The sequence below is a fragment of the Tropicimonas sp. IMCC34043 genome (genome assembly GCF_003390845.1).
Classification (GTDB): domain Bacteria; phylum Pseudomonadota; class Alphaproteobacteria; order Rhodobacterales; family Rhodobacteraceae; genus Tropicimonas.
This window is the reverse complement of the sequence record NZ_QMEK01000001.1, coordinates 113772-131493: the sequence shown is the minus strand read 5'-3', so window position 1 is coordinate 131493 and position 17722 is coordinate 113772. Positions and strand designations below refer to the sequence as shown.

14 protein-coding genes, 1 tRNA gene and 1 riboswitch are annotated in these 17722 nt (G+C 67.5%); of the genes, 9 read left to right on the top strand and 6 right to left on the bottom strand.

Annotated elements, in window-relative coordinates; all coding sequences use genetic code 11:
• Positions 1 to 249 precede the first annotated feature (249 nt).
• Positions 250 to 325 (bottom strand) — tRNA-Ala (locus DQG17_RS00570).
• Between the two features lie 35 nt (positions 326 to 360).
• The gene (gene trxC, locus DQG17_RS00565; protein WP_116130825.1) at positions 361 to 807 is read right to left on the bottom strand and encodes a thioredoxin TrxC; all 447 of its coding nucleotides are present in this window, start codon (positions 805 to 807) and stop codon (positions 361 to 363) included.
• 268 nt (positions 808 to 1075) lie between these two features.
• Between trxC and DQG17_RS00560 the strand changes: the two genes are divergently transcribed.
• The 6 genes from DQG17_RS00560 (at position 1076) to DQG17_RS00535 (ending at position 8737) form a co-directional block, all read left to right on the top strand.
• Positions 1076 to 1495 carry a globin domain-containing protein gene (locus tag DQG17_RS00560; RefSeq protein ID WP_116130824.1) on the top strand — a complete coding sequence of 140 codons (420 nt, stop codon included), beginning with the start codon at positions 1076 to 1078 and terminating at the stop codon, positions 1493 to 1495.
• A 202-nt stretch (positions 1496 to 1697) separates the two neighbouring features.
• Positions 1698 to 2441 (top strand): allophanate hydrolase subunit 1, encoded by a 744-nt coding sequence (locus tag DQG17_RS00555; RefSeq protein ID WP_116130823.1) that lies wholly within the window; start codon positions 1698 to 1700, stop codon positions 2439 to 2441.
• A complete protein-coding gene (locus DQG17_RS00550) occupies positions 2438 to 3481 on the top strand; it encodes a biotin-dependent carboxyltransferase family protein (RefSeq protein ID WP_116130822.1) in 1044 nt (347 codons plus the stop codon). Before DQG17_RS00555 ends, DQG17_RS00550 begins: the two co-directional genes overlap by 4 nt.
• Complete coding sequence (locus DQG17_RS00545; protein ID WP_116130821.1) at positions 3478 to 4236, top strand: LamB/YcsF family protein; 759 nt, start codon at positions 3478 to 3480, stop codon at positions 4234 to 4236. The genes DQG17_RS00550 and DQG17_RS00545 overlap by 4 nt, the downstream gene beginning before the upstream one ends.
• 77 nt (positions 4237 to 4313) lie before the next feature.
• Positions 4314 to 6680, top strand: coding sequence for a Tex family protein (locus DQG17_RS00540; protein WP_116130820.1), 2367 nt, complete (start codon positions 4314 to 4316; stop codon positions 6678 to 6680).
• A gap of 311 nt (positions 6681 to 6991) precedes the next feature.
• Positions 6992 to 8737, top strand: a complete 1746-nt coding sequence (locus tag DQG17_RS00535) for a sugar phosphorylase (protein ID WP_116132508.1) — start codon at positions 6992 to 6994, stop codon at positions 8735 to 8737.
• A gap of 279 nt (positions 8738 to 9016) precedes the next feature.
• On the opposite strand, the gene gcvP is transcribed toward DQG17_RS00535, so the two are convergent.
• From gcvP to gcvT, 3 genes are all read right to left on the bottom strand, one after another.
• Complete coding sequence (gcvP, locus tag DQG17_RS00530; protein ID WP_116130819.1) at positions 9017 to 11854, bottom strand: aminomethyl-transferring glycine dehydrogenase; 2838 nt, start codon at positions 11852 to 11854, stop codon at positions 9017 to 9019.
• Positions 11855 to 12096: 242 nt separating this feature from the next.
• The gene (gene gcvH, locus DQG17_RS00525) at positions 12097 to 12456 is read right to left on the bottom strand and encodes a glycine cleavage system protein GcvH (RefSeq protein ID WP_116130818.1); all 360 of its coding nucleotides are present in this window, start codon (positions 12454 to 12456) and stop codon (positions 12097 to 12099) included.
• 32 nt (positions 12457 to 12488) lie between these two features.
• A complete protein-coding gene (gene gcvT, locus DQG17_RS00520; RefSeq protein ID WP_116130817.1) occupies positions 12489 to 13610 on the bottom strand; it encodes a glycine cleavage system aminomethyltransferase GcvT in 1122 nt (373 codons plus the stop codon).
• 152 nt (positions 13611 to 13762) lie between these two features.
• Positions 13763 to 13852, bottom strand: a riboswitch (glycine riboswitch).
• 72 nt (positions 13853 to 13924) lie between these two features.
• On the opposite strand from gcvT, the gene DQG17_RS00515 reads away from it, so the two are divergent.
• A complete protein-coding gene (locus DQG17_RS00515) occupies positions 13925 to 14488 on the top strand; it encodes a gamma-glutamylcyclotransferase family protein (protein ID WP_116130816.1) in 564 nt (187 codons plus the stop codon).
• Between the two features lie 306 nt (positions 14489 to 14794).
• Here the strand turns inward: DQG17_RS00515 and gltX are convergent, their stop codons facing one another.
• Positions 14795 to 16114, bottom strand: a complete 1320-nt coding sequence (gene gltX / locus DQG17_RS00510; protein ID WP_116130815.1) for a glutamate--tRNA ligase — start codon at positions 16112 to 16114, stop codon at positions 14795 to 14797.
• A 73-nt stretch (positions 16115 to 16187) separates the two neighbouring features.
• On the opposite strand from gltX, the gene DQG17_RS00505 reads away from it, so the two are divergent.
• Positions 16188 to 16613 carry a metallopeptidase family protein gene (locus DQG17_RS00505; protein WP_116130814.1) on the top strand — a complete coding sequence of 142 codons (426 nt, stop codon included), beginning with the start codon at positions 16188 to 16190 and terminating at the stop codon, positions 16611 to 16613.
• Between the two features lie 146 nt (positions 16614 to 16759).
• Complete coding sequence (locus DQG17_RS00500) at positions 16760 to 17707, top strand: 1-phosphofructokinase family hexose kinase (RefSeq protein WP_116130813.1); 948 nt, start codon at positions 16760 to 16762, stop codon at positions 17705 to 17707.
• Positions 17708 to 17722 lie beyond the last annotated feature (15 nt).

Below are 17722 nucleotides of genomic sequence, written 5' to 3'. Positions count from 1 at the left end.
CTGCCAGGGCAGCGAGACTACGACCGCACCCGCAACTCGACCGAGAAAGGAAAGCGGTGGATCTGCTCCGAATCGGAAGCCGTGACCGCAGGGTGGAGGCGGGCTTATCGCTGAACGCAGCAGGGCGTTCCGGCTAGTGGTTCCGATAAATTCCGGGGCCTTCCAGAACGCATTGGGGAAAGTTGCAGGGGACGCCCTATCCGGCATCCTCTCTTTCCCAATATAAATCAAATACTTGAATAACGTATCTGGTGGAGCCGAGGGGGATCGAACCCCTGACCTCGTCATTGCGAACGACGCGCTCTCCCAACTGAGCTACGGCCCCACGGTGGCTGGATTTGGCGCATGCGCGTCAGGTTGTCAAGCGGGCAGCTTGGCGTTTTCGCGCACGAAGGCTTCGATCTGTGATGCCGGCCGGGCACCGGCCAACCGCGCGACCTCGCGCCCGCCCTGAAACAGGATCAACGCCGGAATGCCACGGATGTCGTACCGAACCGTCGCATCGGGGTTCGATTGGGTATCGACCTTGGCAAACCGTGCGGTCCCCTGCAGCGCATTGGCCGCACGGGCGAATTCCGGCGCCATGGCGCGGCAGGGCCCGCACCAGGCGGCCCAAAAATCCACCAGCAGCGGCAGTTCGTCGGTGCGCGCCGCCTTCTCGAGGCCACGAAAATCAAGTTCGTGGACCTTTCCATCCACCAGCCTGGCGCCACAGGTTCCACATTTCGGCCCGGCGCCCAGACGGTCCGCCGGCACACGGTTGGTCGTGCCACAATCGTGACACGTGACTTTGAGGTTGGCGCTCATCGCCGCGGCTCCTTTACATTCCACTTCACGAATAAATAATGCAGCACCCGCGGATTCCAAGGGATACGCCGGCAAAGGTGCCCGCGGCAGCGCCCTGACCGGCGTTTCCGGCGCAATAAGGCATCGACGACGGCACCGCCGACCGTCTGCCGGGGCAGGAACGTCAACAACCTGCGGCAAAGCGCCGGATTTGCGACAAGTCAAGTCGATGCCCAAAGAACCGTGACAGTCTTGAGTCCGGAATACGAGAACGCAAGAGGAGACCGCCATGCCGCCATCTGACAAAGAGCTCGCCCTGGTCCATCAGAGTTTTTCTGACCTGCGGCCCTATCTGGAACCGACCTCGATCGAATTCTACGAAAAGCTGTTCGAACGGGCGCCGCATCTGCGACAGTTGTTCCGCGAGGATCTGAAGGGTCAGGGCATGCGGTTCATGACCACGTTGGGGACGATCCTGACCGACCTCGAGAATCCGGGCAGCGGCAAGGTCGACTACGCCACGCTCGGTCACCTGCATGCCACCCTCGGGGTCAAGGCCGAGCATTTCAAGCCGATGGAAGAGGCCTTGATGGACACGTTGCGCAGCAAACTCGGCGAGAGGTTCACGCCCGAGCTCGAAGCCGCCTGGCGCAAGGCCTATGAGGAGTTCAGTGCCAAGCTGATCGAAGCCGGAGGCGTTTCGGACTGACTTCGGCGCGCGGCGCCTCGACCGCCGCGCGGCCCCGGCCATCGAGGGAGACATACCTGCGGTATGACTGTTTCGCGCCAGCCTCGGCGGGCGCGGACCAGACATCGCTGAATCGCGCGACGGAGCGCGACGGTTCCATCCATCCCGCTCTCGGCCTAGAACCTCTGGGCAGACTGCCGCCGACAGCAGGAACCGCCCCCGGATGACCGCCACGCCCCCACAGGTCTTCCCCCGCATTGGCGCGCTCGGGCTCGACGGGATCCTGGTGCAGTTCGCCGCCCGCCTGTCCGAGCCCGCCAATCGCGCCGCGCTGGCGTTTCGGGCGGCCGTGGATGCGGCCGCGTTTCCGGGCGTGGCGGAGATTTCCAGCTCGCTGGCCGGCACCTACCTGCGCTTTGACCCCGACGCCGCCGATCCCGCGTCGTTGACGGATGGGTTGCGCGCGCTTCTCGACAGCCGCGACTGGTATCGGGCCCCGCTACCCCACAACCGACGCCTCTGGCGCATCCCGACCGTCCTTGGCGGCGACCATGGCCCCCAGCTCGAGCTTGCAGCCTCCCTCGCGGGCATCAGCACGGCCGAGGCCGTGGCCGAGATTGCCGCCTGCAGGCTGCGCGTCATGGCAATCGGCTTTGCCCCCGGCCAACCCTATCTCGGCGAATTGCCGGATCGCTGGAACCTGCCGCGCCAGAGCGACCTCAAGACCCGCGTGCCGCCCGGTGCCGTGGCGCTCGCTGTCCGCCAGTGCGTGCTGTTCCCCGCCGAAAGCGCCACGGGCTGGTACCACATCGGGCAGACCGCATTCCGCTGCTTCCGCCCGACGGGCGATCCCGCCTTCCCGCTGTCGCCCGGCGACGAGATCGTCTTTGACCCGGTCGCGCCCAAGGACCTTGAGGCCTTGGCAAGCGCCCCCGCGGGCGGCGCAACCGCGGAGCCGCTGGCATGAGCCGGGCGTTGATCCTGCGCCGTGGCGGTCCGGGCGTGACGGTGCAGGACCTCGGGCGCGTCGGATTTCTGGCCTCCGGGCTTTCGCGCGGCGGTGCGGCCGACGTGGCAGCGCTTGCCGAAGGCGCCGCGCTGCTCGGCCAGTCGCCAGAACTTGCCGCGCTTGAAATGACCGGATCGGCGGTCGAGATCGAGACAGAGGGCGCGGTCTGGGTCGCGCTGACCGGCGCGCCGATGGCCGCGACCGCGGATGGCGAGCGCCTGGCCTGGTCTGCCTGCCACCTGCTTGGCCCCGGCGCATGGTTGCGCCTGACGCCCTCGGGCCGGGGGCACTATGGCTATCTCTCTGCCGCCGGTGGCATCGACCTGCCGCAGGTGGTCGGCGGGCGCGGGGCGCATCTGGCGGCGGGGCTGCTCGGGCCGGTCGAACCGGGCAGCATTCTGCCGCTTGGTGCCGACCCTCTGCCCGGGCGCACGGCGCGCAGGCTTGTCCCGGCCGAGCGCTTCTCCGGCGGCACGATCCGGCTGCTCGCGGGTCCGCAGACCGCACTGTTCTCCGACGCCGAGATCGCCCGTTTCTGCGCGACCGACTTCAAGCGGACCGCCTGGGGCAACCGTCAGGGCGTGCGCCTGCACCACGATGGCGAGGGCTTTGCGCCGCTCGACGGCCGGTCGCTGCTGTCGGAAACCGTAGTGCCGGGCGATGTGCAGATCGCGGGCGACGGCGTGCCCTATGTACTGGGCTGCGAATGCCAGACCATCGGCGGCTATCCCCGCGTCGGCACGGTGCTGCCGCAGGACCTGCCGCGCGTGATGCAGGCGACGACCGGCGCGCCGCTGCGGTTTGCCTTTGTCACGCCGCAGGCGGCGCGGGCCGACTACCGCACGCCTGCGCAGCTTGCCCGCGAGGTTGCCGCCCGGGCCGAGCCGTTGATCCGGGATCCGCGCGATATCCCCGATCTTCTGGCCTATCAGCTTGTCGGCGGCGCCGTGACCGGCGAAGACCTGCCCTGGGAGCAGACCGGGGAGGACGGGCCATGAGCCTGAAGGTGGATCTCAATTCCGACGTCGGCGAGGGATTCGGTCGCTGGGACCTCGGCTGCGACGAAGCCCTTCTGGACATCGTGACCTCGGCCAACGTGGCCTGCGGCTTTCATGCCGGCGATCCGGACGTGATGGCGCGCACCATGGCGGCGGCGGTGGCACGCGGGGTGGGGATCGGCGCGCATCCGGGATTTGCCGATCTTCAGGGCTTTGGCCGCAGACGCATCCAGATGCCCGACGAGAGCCTTGCCAACCTGATCCGCTATCAGGTCGGCGCCGCGGCAGTGATGGCGCGGGCCGCGGGCGGGGCGCTGCGCCATGTCAAGCTGCACGGCGCATTGGCGAACATGGCGGCCGAAAGCCCGGATCTGGCGCGGCTCTGCTATCTGGCGGCGCTGTCGGCCGAACCGGGCCTTGTGCTGCTGGTCATGCCGCTGACCGCGATGGAGACGGCGGCCCGCGAAATCGGTGCCGACTGGGCGGCCGAGATCTATGCCGACCGTGCCTATGCCGACGACGGCACGCTTTTGCCGCGCAGCCAGCCCGGTGCGGTGATCCACGACGCCGATGCCGCCGCCGAACAGGTCGCGACAATGGTCCGCGACGGCGCGATCCTCTGCGCCTCGGGGCGCCGGCTGCCCTGCCCGATCCGGTCGGTCTGCGTTCACGGCGACACGCCCGGCAGCCTTCATATCTCGCGCACCGTGCGCGCGCGGCTCGAGGATGAAGGCGCCACACTCGCAAGGCTGTGACGTTGCGTCCGCGACCACTTGGAACGCGCGAGCAAGCCCGCTAGGAATGATCTCCCAGCCATCAAGAACGGGCCGCCATGACCGCCAAGACATCTCCCCGCATCACCCAGATCGTTGCCACGGAAATCGGCGCCCGGCCGGCCCAGGTCGAGGCCGCGAACAAGCTGCTGGCCGAGGGCGCGACCGTTCCCTTCATCGCACGCTATCGCAAGGAGGCGACCGGCGGGCTTGACGACACCCAGTTGCGAACGCTGGCCGAGCGCATGGCCTATCTGACGGAGCTTGAGGCGCGGCGCGCGGCCATCCTCGAATCGGTGCGCGAACAAGGCAAGCTGACCGGGGATCTGGAAGCAAAGCTGCGGGGCGCCGACACCAAGGCCGTGCTGGAAGATCTCTATCTGCCCTACAAGCCAAAGCGGCGCACCCGGGCAATGATCGCCCGCGAACGCGGCCTTGGCGCACTGGTCGAGGCAATCCAGGCAGACCGCAGTCTGGATCCCGAGGCACTGGCCGCCGGCTATCTTTCCGAAGAGGTGCCCGATGTGAAGGCGGCGCTGTCGGGGGCGCGCGACATCGTGGTTGAAAGCCTGTCCGAGAACGCCGACCTGATCGGGCGGCTGCGCGGGTTCCTGCAGAAGGAAGCCTTCCTGACCGCCCGGGTCATCGAAGGCGAGGAAACCAAGGGCGCCAAGTATTCGGATTATTTCGACCATCGCGAGACATGGGCCGACGTGCCAAGCCACCGGGCGCTGGCAATGCTGCGAGGCGCGAACGAGGGTGCACTGCGGCTCGATATCCAGCCCGACCCGGAGGCAGGACTGCCGCGGGTCGAGGCGATGATCTGTGCCGCTCTCGAAACCCGCAGCGATGGGCCGGGCGATCTGTGGCTGCGCGGCATCGCGGGCTGGGCGTGGCGCACAAGGCTGAGCCTGACCATGATGCTCGACCTGCTTGCCGACCTGCGCGGCCGCGCCGAGGAAGAGGCGATCCAGGTCTTTGCCCGCAACTTGAAGGCGCTGCTGCTGGCCGCCCCTGCAGGGGCCAAGGCCACGATGGGGCTCGACCCCGGCATCCGCACCGGCGTCAAGGTCGCGGTCGTCGATGAAACCGGCAAGGTGCTGGCGACCGAGACCGTCTATCCCTTCCAGCCAAGGAACGACGTCACCGGCGCCAAGGCGGCGCTGTCGGCGCTGATCCGCCGCCATGGCGTCGCGCTGATCGCCATCGGCAACGGCACGGCGAGCCGCGAGACCGAACGGCTGGTCACGGACCTTCTGGCCGACCTGCCGGCGCCGAAGCCGGTGAAGGCGGTGGTGTCCGAGGCCGGTGCCTCGGTCTATTCCGCCTCGGAACTGGCGGCGCGGGAATTCCCTGAGCTTGACGTCAGCCTGCGCGGCGCGGTTTCGATCGCGCGGCGCCTGCAGGACCCGCTGGCCGAACTGGTCAAGATCGAGCCCAAGGCAATCGGCGTCGGCCAGTACCAACACGACGTGGATCAGGGCCGGCTGCAACGCTCGCTCGACGCGGTGGTCGAGGATGCAGTGAACGCGGTCGGGGTCGATCTGAACATGGCCTCGGCGCCGCTTCTGGCCCGGGTCTCGGGTCTGGGGCCGTCGCTGGCCGAGGCAATCGTGGCACATCGCAACGCCAGCGGGGCCTTTTCCACACGCAAGGATCTGCTGAAGGTCTCGCGGCTTGGCCCCCGCGCCTTCGAGCAATGCGCGGGGTTCCTGCGCATCCAGGGCGGCAAGGAACCGCTCGACGCTTCGGCCGTGCACCCCGAGGCCTATGGTGTGGCAAGGAAGATCGTCGCCGCCTGCGGCCGTGACCTGCGCGCGGTGATGGGCGACGAGGCGGCGCTGACCCGGGTCCGGGCCGAGGATTTCGTCGATGACAGTTTCGGCCTGCCGACGGTGCGCGACATCCTGGCCGAGCTTGCCAAGCCCGGCCGCGACCCGCGACCCGATTTCGTCACCGCCCGCTTTGCCGAAGGCGTCGAGCAGATGACCGACCTGCGCCCCGGCATGTTGCTGGAAGGAACCGTGACCAATGTTGCGGCCTTCGGCGCCTTCGTCGACATCGGCGTGCACCAGGACGGGCTCGTGCACGTCAGCCAGCTTGCCGACCGCTTCGTGAAGGATCCCCACGAGGTGGTACAGGCGGGCGACGTGGTGAAGGTCCGGGTGATCGAGGTCGACGTGGCGCGCAAGCGCATCGCGCTGTCAATGAAGCGCGAGGCGGGCGAGACCGCCGGGGCCGGCAGCCACCGCGACGCGGGTGCAGGACGCGGGCAAGACACGGGCAAGCGCGGCGCAAAGGGTGGCGGCACCAGTGCTGGCAAGAGCGGCGGCAAACTCCCGGGCAAGGGGCAGGACCGCGAGGCGCGCGAGCCTGCGACCGGCGCGCTTGGCGATGCGCTGCGGGATGCGATGCGGCGGCGGTAGGTCCTGGGGCCTGGCGCTCCCGCCCCCCGGACGCCCATCGCAGATGGGCCGCCGGGCGTTGGGCCGGGCCGCGCCCTGCCGCGCGCGGCGGCTCCGGCAGATCCTGTCGATGTCCCCCCGACAGGGGGCCTCGAAAACAGCGGACAGACAGGCGCGCCATTCGCCCAAGGACGCATCACTGCGTAATCCTTGGGCAGCCGACTTGAAGATCCTTCACCTGTCGCTCGCAGCGGCCTTCCGGTGCGCTTCTCCCTTGATCCCCGGCGTCATTTTCCGCTTGAACGGGAGGAAAGCCGCGAGAGATGGTCAAAATGCCAAAGAACAGCCCGAAATTCAGCCTCAAGCTCTCGACGCTTTTGCAGCAGATCTATCCCGAGGCCGATATCGGCGCGCTGGCCGCCGAGGTTCAGGCGGCGTTCTGGCCCGATGGCACGGCGCGGCGCACACGGGCGCGGGCGCCGGGCAATTCGCTGTGGGATCAAAGCGACACGCTGGTCATCACCTATGGCAACACGCTGGTGGACGGAAACCACAAGCCGCTCGACCTGCTCTATGACTTCCTTCGGCGCTATCTCGGCGGGGTCGTGCACGACGTGCATATCCTGCCGTTTTTCCCCTTTACCTCGGACGACGGCTTTGCCGTCACCGACTATCGCGTGGTCAACTCGAACCTCGGGGAATGGGCCGACATCAACCGCATCGGCGCCGAATTCAAACTGATGTCGGATCTGGTGCTGAACCATGTCTCGAGCTATTCGAACTGGTTTCAGGAATACCGTCAGGGCCACGCGCCCTATGACCGGTTCTTTTTCGAGGCCGACCCCGAGGACGATATCGGCCTTGTGGTGCGGCCCAGAACCTCGCCGCTGTTGCGCGAGGTCGAGACGGCGATGGGCACGCGCCATGTCTGGTGCACCTTCAGCCACGATCAGGTGGATCTCGATTTCTCGAACCCAGAGGTGCTGCTGGAATTCCTGCGGATCATGCGGCTGCACATCGACAACGGGATCAGGATCGTCCGGCTCGATGCCGTGGCCTTCATCTGGAAAGAGATCGGGACCTCGTGCATCCACCTGCCGCAGACCCACGCGATCATCCGGTTGATGCGGCTGTTGTTCGATTATGCGGTCGAGCCGGCCGTTCTGCTGACCGAGACCAATGTGCCCAACGCCGAGAACCTGTCCTATTTCGGCAACATGAACGAAGCCCACGCGATCTATAATTTCTCGCTGCCGCCGCTTGTTCTGCACGCGATGCTGAACGGCACGACGCGGGCCTTGAACCAGTGGCAGATGGCGATGCCGCCGGCACAGCTTGGCTGCGCTTATCTGAACTTCACCGCCTCGCATGACGGGATCGGGATGCGCCCCGCCGAGGGGTTGCTGAGCGAAGAGGAAACCGCCGCCATGGTGCAGGCCGTGCGCGACTTTGGCGGGCTGGTATCCATGCGCTCGCTGCCCGGCGGCGGTGAAAAACCCTATGAGCTCAACATCACCTGGTTCGAGGCCATGAAAGGCACCGTGGCGGGCGAGGACGAATGGCAGCTTGAGCGCTTTCTTTGCAGCCAGACCATCGTCATGGCGCTGGAGGGGCTGCCGGCCTTCTACATCCATTCGCTGCTCGGAACGCCGAACGACCACGCGGGCGTCGAGAAGACCGGGATCAACCGGGCGATCAACCGCCACCGCTGGGACTATCCGACGTTGCGCGCCGAACTCGACGACCCGGCCAGCATCCATGCAAGGGTGCTGGAGGCAATGAAGCAGCGGATCACGCTGCGTTGCGGGCAAAAGGCGTTCCACCCCAATGCGACGCAGTTCACCATGCACCTTGGGGATGCGCTGTTCGGCTTCTGGCGGCAGAGCATCGACCGCTCGCAATCGATCTTCGCGATCCACAACGTGACCCGCGACGATGTCGCGCTGCCGGCGGTCTCGATCAACCTGATCGGTGGCGAAGCATGGTACGATCTGCTGAGCGGCGAGAAGATCGACGGATCCAAGGGCCAGATCACCTTCGCCCCCTATCAGTGCCGCTGGATCACCAACCGCAGGTAGCGCTTTTGGAACCGGGGGCCTGCCGCCGGTCGGAGGGACCGAGCGGCGGTGGCGCCGCGGACGCGGCGCGGACCTGCGGCACGGACCGGCAAAACCCACCGGCAAAACCCAGAGTCGAAGCCGCGCGTCGAGACTGCCGGTCACCGGGCGCAACCGTCCATCATCGGGCGGGCAGCGGCCGCAGGCCGCCCGGCCCAACGGGCGGCGGCGCATCTTCGATGCGCGGGCGACGGGCGGGAGCGCTCGCCCCCTTGCTCCCGCCGCCCGGATCGCTGCGTCCTAGTCGACCGTTTCGGCGTAGGATTCGATCGGCGGGCAGGTGCAGACCAGATTGCGGTCGCCCCAGACGTTGTCGACCCGCCCGACCGGCGGCCAGTACTTGTCGACCCGGAACGCCCCCGGCGGGAAGCAGCCCTGCTCGCGCGGATAGGCGCGCGTCCACTCGGCGATCAGATCCTCGACCGTGTGCGGGGCATGGTGCAGGGGGCTGTCTTCGGCGGCAATGGTGCCTGCCTCGACGTCGGCAATCTCGGCCCGGATCGACAACATCGCGTCGATGAAACGGTCAAGCTCTGCCTTGGTCTCGGACTCCGTCGGCTCCACCATCAGCGTGCCCGCGACCGGCCAGGACATGGTCGGCGCGTGAAAGCCGCTGTCGATAAGCCGCTTTGCGATGTCATCGACCGTCACGCCCACCTCGGCAAAGGGGCGGGTGTCGAGGATGCATTCGTGGGCGACCCGGCCCCCCTGCCCCTTGAACAGCACATCATAGCTGCCCGCCAGCCGGCTTGCGATATAGTTCGCCGACAGGATCGCGACCCGTGTCGCCTGGGTCAGACCGGCGCCCCCCATCAGCAGGCAATAGGCCCAGGAGATCGGCAGGATCGAGGCCGACCCGAAGGGCGCAGCCGACACCGGCCCCTCGGCCCCGCCGGTTTCGGGATGGCCCGGCAGATGCGGCGCCAGATGCGCCTTGACCCCGATCGGGCCCATGCCGGGGCCGCCGCCGCCATGCGGGATGCAGAAGGTCTTGTGAAGGTTGAGGTGGCTGACGTCCGAGCCGATCTCGCCCGGCTTCACAAGGCCGACGAGCGCGTTGAGGTTTGCCCCGTCGAGATAGACCTGGCCGCCATGGGCATGGGTGATCGAACAGACCTCGCGCACCGTATCCTCGAAAACGCCATGGGTGCTCGGATAGGTGATCATGCAGGCGGCGAGCCTTGTGCCCGCGGCTTCGGCCTTGGCGCGGAAATCGTCGAGGTCGATATCGCCATTCGCGGCCGCCTTGACCACCACCACCTTCATGCCCGCCATTGTCGCAGAGGCAGGGTTGGTGCCATGCGCCGAGGTCGGGATCAGGCAGATGTCGCGCGCCTCGCCCCGCGCACGGTGATAGGCGGCGATGGTCATCAGCCCGGCATATTCGCCCTGCGCCCCCGAATTGGGCTGCATCGACATTGCGTCATAGCCGGTGATCTCGCAGAGCTTGGCGCTCAGATCCGTCAGCATCTCGGCATAGCCTTCGGCCTGATCGACCGGCACGAAGGGGTGAAGCTGGCTGAATTCGGGCCAGGTGATCGGCATCATCTCGACCGCGGCATTCAGCTTCATCGTGCAGGAGCCGAGCGGGATCATCGCGCGGTCAAGCGCCAGATCGCGGTCGGCAAGCCGGCGCATGTAGCGCATCATCTCGGCCTCGGCCCGGTTCATCTGAAACACCGGATGGGTCAGATAGGCGCTTTCCCGCAGCAGCGATTCCGGCAGCGCCACCCGGTCCGGCCGGCCGAAGCTTTCCTCGACGCCAAAGGCGCGCCAGACCCGTTCGATGGTCTCGGGCACGCAGGTCTCGTCGATCGAGATTCCGATCCTTGTGCTTCCGAACCGGCGCAGGTTGAGCCCCTCGGCCACCGCCGAACGCAGGATTGCCCCCTGCAGCGGCCCGACCTCGACCGTAATCGTGTCGAACATCTGGTCTGGGACGACGGCAAAGCCCGATGAGCGCAGCACGTCTGCCATCCGGGCGGTCATCCGGTGCACCCGCTCGGCAATCGCGCGCAGCCCCTTCGGCCCGTGGAACACCGCATAGAAGCTGGCCATGACCGCCAGCAGCGCCTGCGCGGTGCAGACGTTCGAGGTCGCCTTCTCGCGCCGGATATGCTGCTCGCGGGTCTGCAGGCTCAGCCGGTAGGCCTTGTTGCCGCGAGAATCGACGCTGACGCCGACGATCCGGCCCGGCATCGACCGCTTCATCGAATCGCGGCAGGCCATGAAGGCGGCGTGGGGGCCGCCGTATCCCATGGGCACCCCGAACCGCTGGGCGGATCCCACGGCGATGTCGGCGCCCATCGCGCCCGGTTCCTTCAGCAGCGTCAGCGCCAGCAGATCGGCGGCGACGATGCCCACCGCCCCGGCCTCGTGCAGCGCCGCCATCTCGGGGGTGAAATCGCGCAGCTTGCCGTCGGTGCCCGGATACTGGAACAGCGCCCCGAACACGCGGCCGGGTTCCAGCACACCGGCCGGCCCGACGATGACCTCGATGCCCAGCGGGCGGGCACGGGTTCCGATCACCGCGATGGTCTGGGGATGGCAGTTGTGATCGACAAAGAAGGCGCCCGCCTTCGTTTTCGCCACCCTTTGCGCCATCACCATCGCCTCGGCCGCTGCCGTGCCCTCGTCCAGCAGCGAGGCATTGGCGATCTCAAGCCCCGTCAGATCGGCGATCATGGTCTGGAAGTTCAGCAGCGCCTCAAGCCGCCCCTGCGCGATCTCGGGCTGATAGGGGGTATAGGCCGTGTACCAGGCGGGATTCTCGAGGATGTTGCGCTGGATCGCCGGAGGTGTGATCGTGCCGTGATATCCCTGCCCGATCAGCGACTGCAGCACCCGGTTCTTGCCCGCGACCTTGCGCATTTTCACCAGCAGGTCGCCTTCGGTCACAGGCTCCCACTCCAGCGGGCGGGACTGGCGCAGCGATCCCGGCACGGTCTGCGCGATCAGCGCATCGAGGCTCTCGGCGCCGACCGCCTCCAGCATTGCCGCCATCTCCTCGGGCGAGGGGCCGATGTGGCGGCGGTTGGCGAAATCATAAGGATCGTAGTTCGTTGGCTGGAAGGGCATGGTTGTCAATCCGAAGTTCTGGGACCGCTTGGCAAGGGTTCCCGAGGCGGGTGAAGGGCTGCGGGATCGCGCATCCGGGTCGCCCGCGGCCCGGATGCGCCCGGGTCACCCGGGGCTACGCCGCAGCCATGGCGACGGGGGCGTCCTGGCCAAAGGCAGTCTGGTTGCCCGAAGGCAGTCGGGCCCACCCTCTGTGCTGGTCGGGCCGGCCCCTGCGGTCATCGGCAGGACGAGATCCGTCGCTATTCTATGAGGTCCTTGTAGGCATCCTCGTCCAGGAACTCGTCGAGCTGCGAGAGGTCGTCCACCCGCACCTTCAGGAACCAGCCGATGCCTTCGGCATCCTCGTTGACCGTTCCCGGATTGGCGACAATGGCTTCATTGACCTCGATCACCTCGCCGTCGATCGGCGCGGCGATGTCAGACGCCGCCTTGACCGATTCGATCACCACGACCTCGTCGCCCCTGGTGACCTGGGTTCCGACCTCGGGCAGTTCGATGAAGACGATGTCGCCCAACTGTTCCTGGGCGTGATCGGTGATGCCGATGGTCACGACATCGCCGTCGAGGCTCAGCCACTCGTGGTCTTCTGTGTATTTCATATGGACAGGCTCCTTGGGAAACTCAGCAGGGATCAACGTTTGTAGGAAGCGGCGACAAAGGGCAGGCCGGCCACGGTCACCGGCTGCCGGCGCCCGCGCAACTCGCCCCAGAGCCGCGTGCCGACACCGGCCAGCCGGCCGGTGACATAGCCCATGGCGACAGGCTGACCCAGCGTCGGCCCGAAGGTGCCCGACGTGATGCGCCCCACCGGGTGCTCGGCCGCCTCATCCTCGAAGATCTCGACGCCTTCGCGCATCGGCGCGCGTCCCTCGGGCAGCAACCCGACCCGGACCCGCGACAGCGACTCGACGGGGCGCTGCAGTTGCGCCGCGATCCGGTCGGCTCCGGGATAGCCGCCCGCGCGCGCGCCGCCCGGTCGCCGGGCAGCCTGGATCGCCCAGGTCAACGCCGCTTCGACCGGATCGGTCGCCGGCGTGATGTCATGGCCATGCAGGCAAAGCCCGGCCTCGAGCCTGAGCGAGTCGCGCGCGCCAAGCCCGACGGGCAAGACCTCGGGCTGCGCCAGCAATGCGCGGGCGAATACCTCGGCATGGTCCTTCTTGACGGAAATTTCGAACCCGTCCTCGCCGGTATAGCCCGACCGCGAGATCCAGAGCGTGCCAAAGCCGGTATCGACCACCGCCACGTCCATGAATTTCATCTCGGGCAGCGGGATCGTGCGCGCCAGCGCCGCCGCGGCCGCAGGCCCCTGCAGCGCCAGCAGCGCCCGGTTCTCGACCTCGATCATGGCAAGGTCGAACAGGTTGCGCCGCAAATGCGCGGCGTCCTCGGCCTTGTTGGCCGCATTGACCACAAGGAACAGATGATCGCCGCGATTGGCCACCATCAGATCGTCAAGGATGCCCCCGGTCTCGGAGGTGAAAAAGCCATAGCGCTGGCGCCCGGGCTTCAGCCCGACGATCGCCTGCGGCATCAGCCGCTCCAGCGCCGCCGCGGGATTGTCGCCCTTGAGAAGGATCTGCCCCATGTGACTGACGTCGAACAACCCGGCAGCCGCGCGGGTGTGCAGATGCTCTTTCAGCACGCCCGAGGGGTATTGCACCGGCATCTCATAGCCGGCGAAGGGCACCATTCGTGCCCCAAGCTCCAGATGCAGCGCGTGCAACGGCGTCGTCGCCAGGTCTTCGGCCATGCGGGCTCGCTCCTTCACGTTCAAGGCCGTCAGGCAAGACCCTTCCGGCACCGACAGGGCGGCTTGCGCCGCTGTTCCGATGCCCCCTCTGTCACTGCGCCTGAGATCGTTATCCCTTCGGCGGGGACCATCCGGTCCCTCTCTCCAGAGTCACTTCCCACGCGGTCCTTGGGCCTGAGAGTTTCCGGGGCGGTTGCTCCTTCGGCACCGGCCTTGCAGCCGGTTCTCCCGTCGTGGGTTGAAATCCCGCATAGCGCAGGCCCGTCGACCGGGCAAGCCTTGCGTGCTTCCCGGCTGCCGCCTAGACCCGATGCATGGCGCAAGATCATGTCTTCGGCTACGGATCGCTCGTCAATCGGGCAACCCACGCGCTTTCCGCGGCGGTTCCGGCCCGGCTCGACGGCTGGCGCCGGGTCTGGGTCGCAACCGGGTTCCGGCCCGTCGCCGTGCTCTCGGTCGAACCGGCGCCCGTGGCGATCGAGGGGCTCTTGGCCGAGGTCGCAGCCTCGGACTGGCCCGGGCTCGACTGGCGCGAACGCAGCTATGACCGCCTGCAGGTCACCGCGACGCGTCTCGCCTGCGGCGGTCCGGCGCCGGCCCAGATCTATGCCGTCCCGCGCAAGCTCGGCACACCGCAAGGATCCCGCCACAGACTGCTGCTCAGCTATATCGACACGGTCGTGCAGGGGTTTCTGGAGACCTTCGGCGAGGCGGGCGCGCAGCGCTTTTTCGCCACCACCGCCGGGTGGCAGATCCCGGTCCTGAACGACCGCGCCGCGCCCAGATACCTCAACCACAGGGCCCTGACGCGCTGGCAGCAGGACTTCGTCGACTCAGAACTCGCCGCCCGCACGCCCCGCATCGAGCGCGCCCGCTGACTTCCCCGCATCCGGTCAGACCATCGCCCTGTCCGCGAGTCAGCGCCGGGTCAAGGATGGCCGCAGGCCACCGCGGTACGCGGCGCCGCAGGCGTCCTTGAGGCGGGGGCGACTCGCATCAGGCTCGAACAGGTCTGTTGAGGACGCACCGCGCCCTCAACTGACCTCTCAGCAATTTGCCAAAGGTTTCAGCCACAACCGCCGCAATGGCACATGCCCCGCGCCGCGCCAGCGGCGCCACCGCCGCGCGGGCCCGCCCGGCGGCACCCCCGTCACGCAGACAGCCGGGGTGCGATGCGACGGGCCTCAGCCGCGCGGCTTTGCCTGCATCAGCGGCATGAAGTCGGCCATTTCGGGGCCGCGGGTCCGCCCGGTCAGTGCCTTGCGCAGCGGCAGGAACAATCCCTTGCCCTTGCGCCCCGTCGCGGCCTTCACCGCCGCGGTCCATTCGGACCAGGTGTTTTCGCCATAGGGCGGTTCGGGCAACATCGACAGCGCTGTGGCGACGAAATCCGCATCCTCCGCCTCGACCAGCGGCTCGGCCCCGGTCGACAGGATTTCCCACCAGCCGGCCATGTCCGCCCGCACGGTGATGTTTTCGCGGACCACGGTCCAGAACTGCTCGGCCAGTGCCTCGGGCACACCAAGCGCCGCGACCTCGGCCGCAACCGCCTCGAAGGGCAGCGCATGCTGGTATTTGGCGGTCAGCGGCATCAGGTCCTCGGCGTCGAACTTGGTCGGGGCGGCGCCGAAATGGCTCAGATCGAAACCGTCGATCAGCTCCTGATGGCTCATGCGCAACTCGACCGGATCGGCCGAACCGAGCCGCGCCATCAGGCTCAACAGCGCCATCGGCTCCACTCCCCGCGCCCGCAGATCGCGCAGGCTCAGGGTGCCAAGCCGCTTCGACAGCGCCTCGCCCTGCGGCCCGGTCAGCAGCGAATGGTGGGCGAAGGCGGGTGCCACACCGCCCAATGCCTCGATGATCTGGATCTGAGTCGCGGTGTTGGTCACGTGGTCGGCGCCGCGCACGATATGGGTGATCCCCATCTCGACGTCATCGACGACCGAGGCCAGGGTATAAAGCACCTGCCCGTCGCCGCGGATCAGCACCGGATCGGAGACGCTCGCCGCGTCGATCGAGATATCCCCGAGGATCCCGTCCTGCCACTCGATCCGCTCCTGGTTCAAAAGGAACCGCCAGTGGCCCGGCCGCTCGGCCCGCAGCGCCGCCTTTTCACCGTCGCTCAGGTGCAGGGCTGCGCGGTCATAGACCGGCGGGCGCCCCATGTTCAGCTGCTTCTTGCGCTTCAGATCCAGCTCGACCGGGGTCTCGAAGGCTTCATAGAACCGCCCCTTGCCGCGCAGGTCCTCCGCTGCGGCCTGATAGCGGTCGAGCCGCGCCGACTGGGTTTCGATCCGGTCCCAGGTCAGGCCCAGCCATTCCAGATCGCGCTGGATTCCGTCGGCATATTCCTGCTTCGAACGTTCCGGATCGGTATCGTCGAGCCTGAGGATGAAGGTGCCCCCGGCCTTGCGCGCGATCAGCCAGTTGAACAGCGCGGTACGCAGGTTGCCCACATGAAGATAGCCGGTGGGCGACGGGGCGAAACGGGTGCAGGTCATTTCGGGTCTCCTTCGGTCCCGGCCTCTTCCACAGAGGGGCGAAATTGTCCATACCATGGCGCAGGAGGGGCCGATGGAACAGACCGGTACGCAGGGTAACTGGACCGCGGCCACCGCGCCGCTTGCCGAGGATATCGCGGCCATGGCCGAGGCCGCCCGCGCCGCCCTGCCCGCCCCCTTCGCCGCCGCCGCGGCCGAGGTGGCGATACGGGTCGAGGAATTCGCCGACGACGCCACCCTCGACGGGCTCGGCATCGACGACCCCTATGATCTGACCGGGCTTTATGACGGCATCCCGCTGACCGAACGCTCGGTCATGGACCAGCCCGCCCAGCCCGATACGATCTGGCTCTATCGTCGGGCCATCCTCGACGAATGGATCGACCGCGGCGAGGTGCCTTTGGACGAACTGGTGGCGCATATCGTGGTGCACGAATTCGCCCATCATTTCGGCTGGTCGGATGCCGACATCGCCTCGGTCGACCGCTGGTGGGAATAGACCGGCCGCTGGCCCGCGCCGGGCGCAACCCGGACATTCCGCAAACGCCGCCTGCGCCGAAAGCCCGCGGCCAAAGCGGTTGCAAAGTCGTTCGGCATCGGCACTGTGTGCGCAAACATTCCTCAACAATATAGGGAGGCCGCGGTTTGACGGGCATCCTCACGATCACACTCAATCCCGCGCTGGACACCGCGACCGAAGCTGCAAGGGTCGTGCCGGAGTTGAAACTGCGCTGCAGCGAGCCCCAGGTCGATCCCGGCGGCGGCGGCATCAACGTCGCCCGTGCGATCCGGCATCTGGGCGGCCAGGCGACAGCCCTTGTCGCAACCGCGGGCTACAACGGCCAGAAGCTGCTGTATTTCCTCGCCCTTGAAGGGATCCCGACGGTCGCGGTTCCGGGCCCCGGTGAAACCCGGGCCAGCATCGCCGTCACCGATCTAGAAACCGGCGAGCAATACCGCTTTGTGCTGCCCGGACCTGCCTGGGACAGCAACCATGTCGAGATGGCGCTGAACACCGCGGCCTCGAACGCCACGAACGGCGCCTTCGTCGTGCTCAGCGGCAGCCAGCCGCCGGGCGTGCCGGTCGATTTCGAGGAAAAGCTGACCGAGCGGCTGCGCGATACCGGTGCCCGGCTGATCGTCGACACCTCGGGCGCCCCGCTCAAGCATCTGGTCGAAAATCCCAGAACCCCGCCCTTCCTGCTGCGTTCGGACGATGCAGAGGCCGAGGGGCTGGCGGGCCGCGAGCTGACGACGCCTGCCGACACCGCCGCCTATTCGCGCGAACTGATCGCGCGCGGCGTGGCCGAGAACGTGATCTTCGCCCGCGGTGCCGAAGGGTCGGTGCTGACCACGCCCGATGGCTCGTGGCTCGCGACGGCGGCCAAGGTCAAGGTCGTGTCCAAGGTCGGCGCAGGCGACAGCTATGTCGGCGGCTTCACCTGGGCGCTGGCCGAGGGCAAGTCGATCCAGGAGGCCGCCCGCGTCGGCGCAGCCGCGGCCAGTGCCGCGGTGATGACCGAGGCGACCCAGCTTTGCACCAAGGAAGACGTCGAGCGCCTGCTGCCCGAATGCAAACTGATCCCGGTCTGACCCCCTGCGGGTGCT

Coding starts and splice junctions, on each gene's coding strand:
- gcvH (WP_116130818.1), bottom strand. CDS start 12,456: ATGAAATACACAGAAGACCACGAGTGGCTGAGCCTCGACGGCGATGTC.
- DQG17_RS00505 (WP_116130814.1), top strand. CDS start 16,188: ATGGAACAGACCGGTACGCAGGGTAACTGGACCGCGGCCACCGCGCCG.
- DQG17_RS00540 (WP_116130820.1), top strand. CDS start 4,314: ATGACCGCCAAGACATCTCCCCGCATCACCCAGATCGTTGCCACGGAA.
- DQG17_RS00545 (WP_116130821.1), top strand. CDS start 3,478: ATGAGCCTGAAGGTGGATCTCAATTCCGACGTCGGCGAGGGATTCGGT.
- DQG17_RS00560 (WP_116130824.1), top strand. CDS start 1,076: ATGCCGCCATCTGACAAAGAGCTCGCCCTGGTCCATCAGAGTTTTTCT.
- gcvP (WP_116130819.1), bottom strand. CDS start 11,854: ATGCCCTTCCAGCCAACGAACTACGATCCTTATGATTTCGCCAACCGC.
- DQG17_RS00555 (WP_116130823.1), top strand. CDS start 1,698: ATGACCGCCACGCCCCCACAGGTCTTCCCCCGCATTGGCGCGCTCGGG.
- DQG17_RS00550 (WP_116130822.1), top strand. CDS start 2,438: ATGAGCCGGGCGTTGATCCTGCGCCGTGGCGGTCCGGGCGTGACGGTG.
- trxC (WP_116130825.1), bottom strand. CDS start 807: ATGAGCGCCAACCTCAAAGTCACGTGTCACGATTGTGGCACGACCAAC.
- gcvT (WP_116130817.1), bottom strand. CDS start 13,610: ATGGCCGAAGACCTGGCGACGACGCCGTTGCACGCGCTGCATCTGGAG.
- DQG17_RS00535 (WP_116132508.1), top strand. CDS start 6,992: ATGCCAAAGAACAGCCCGAAATTCAGCCTCAAGCTCTCGACGCTTTTG.
- DQG17_RS00515 (WP_116130816.1), top strand. CDS start 13,925: ATGGCGCAAGATCATGTCTTCGGCTACGGATCGCTCGTCAATCGGGCA.
- gltX (WP_116130815.1), bottom strand. CDS start 16,114: ATGACCTGCACCCGTTTCGCCCCGTCGCCCACCGGCTATCTTCATGTG.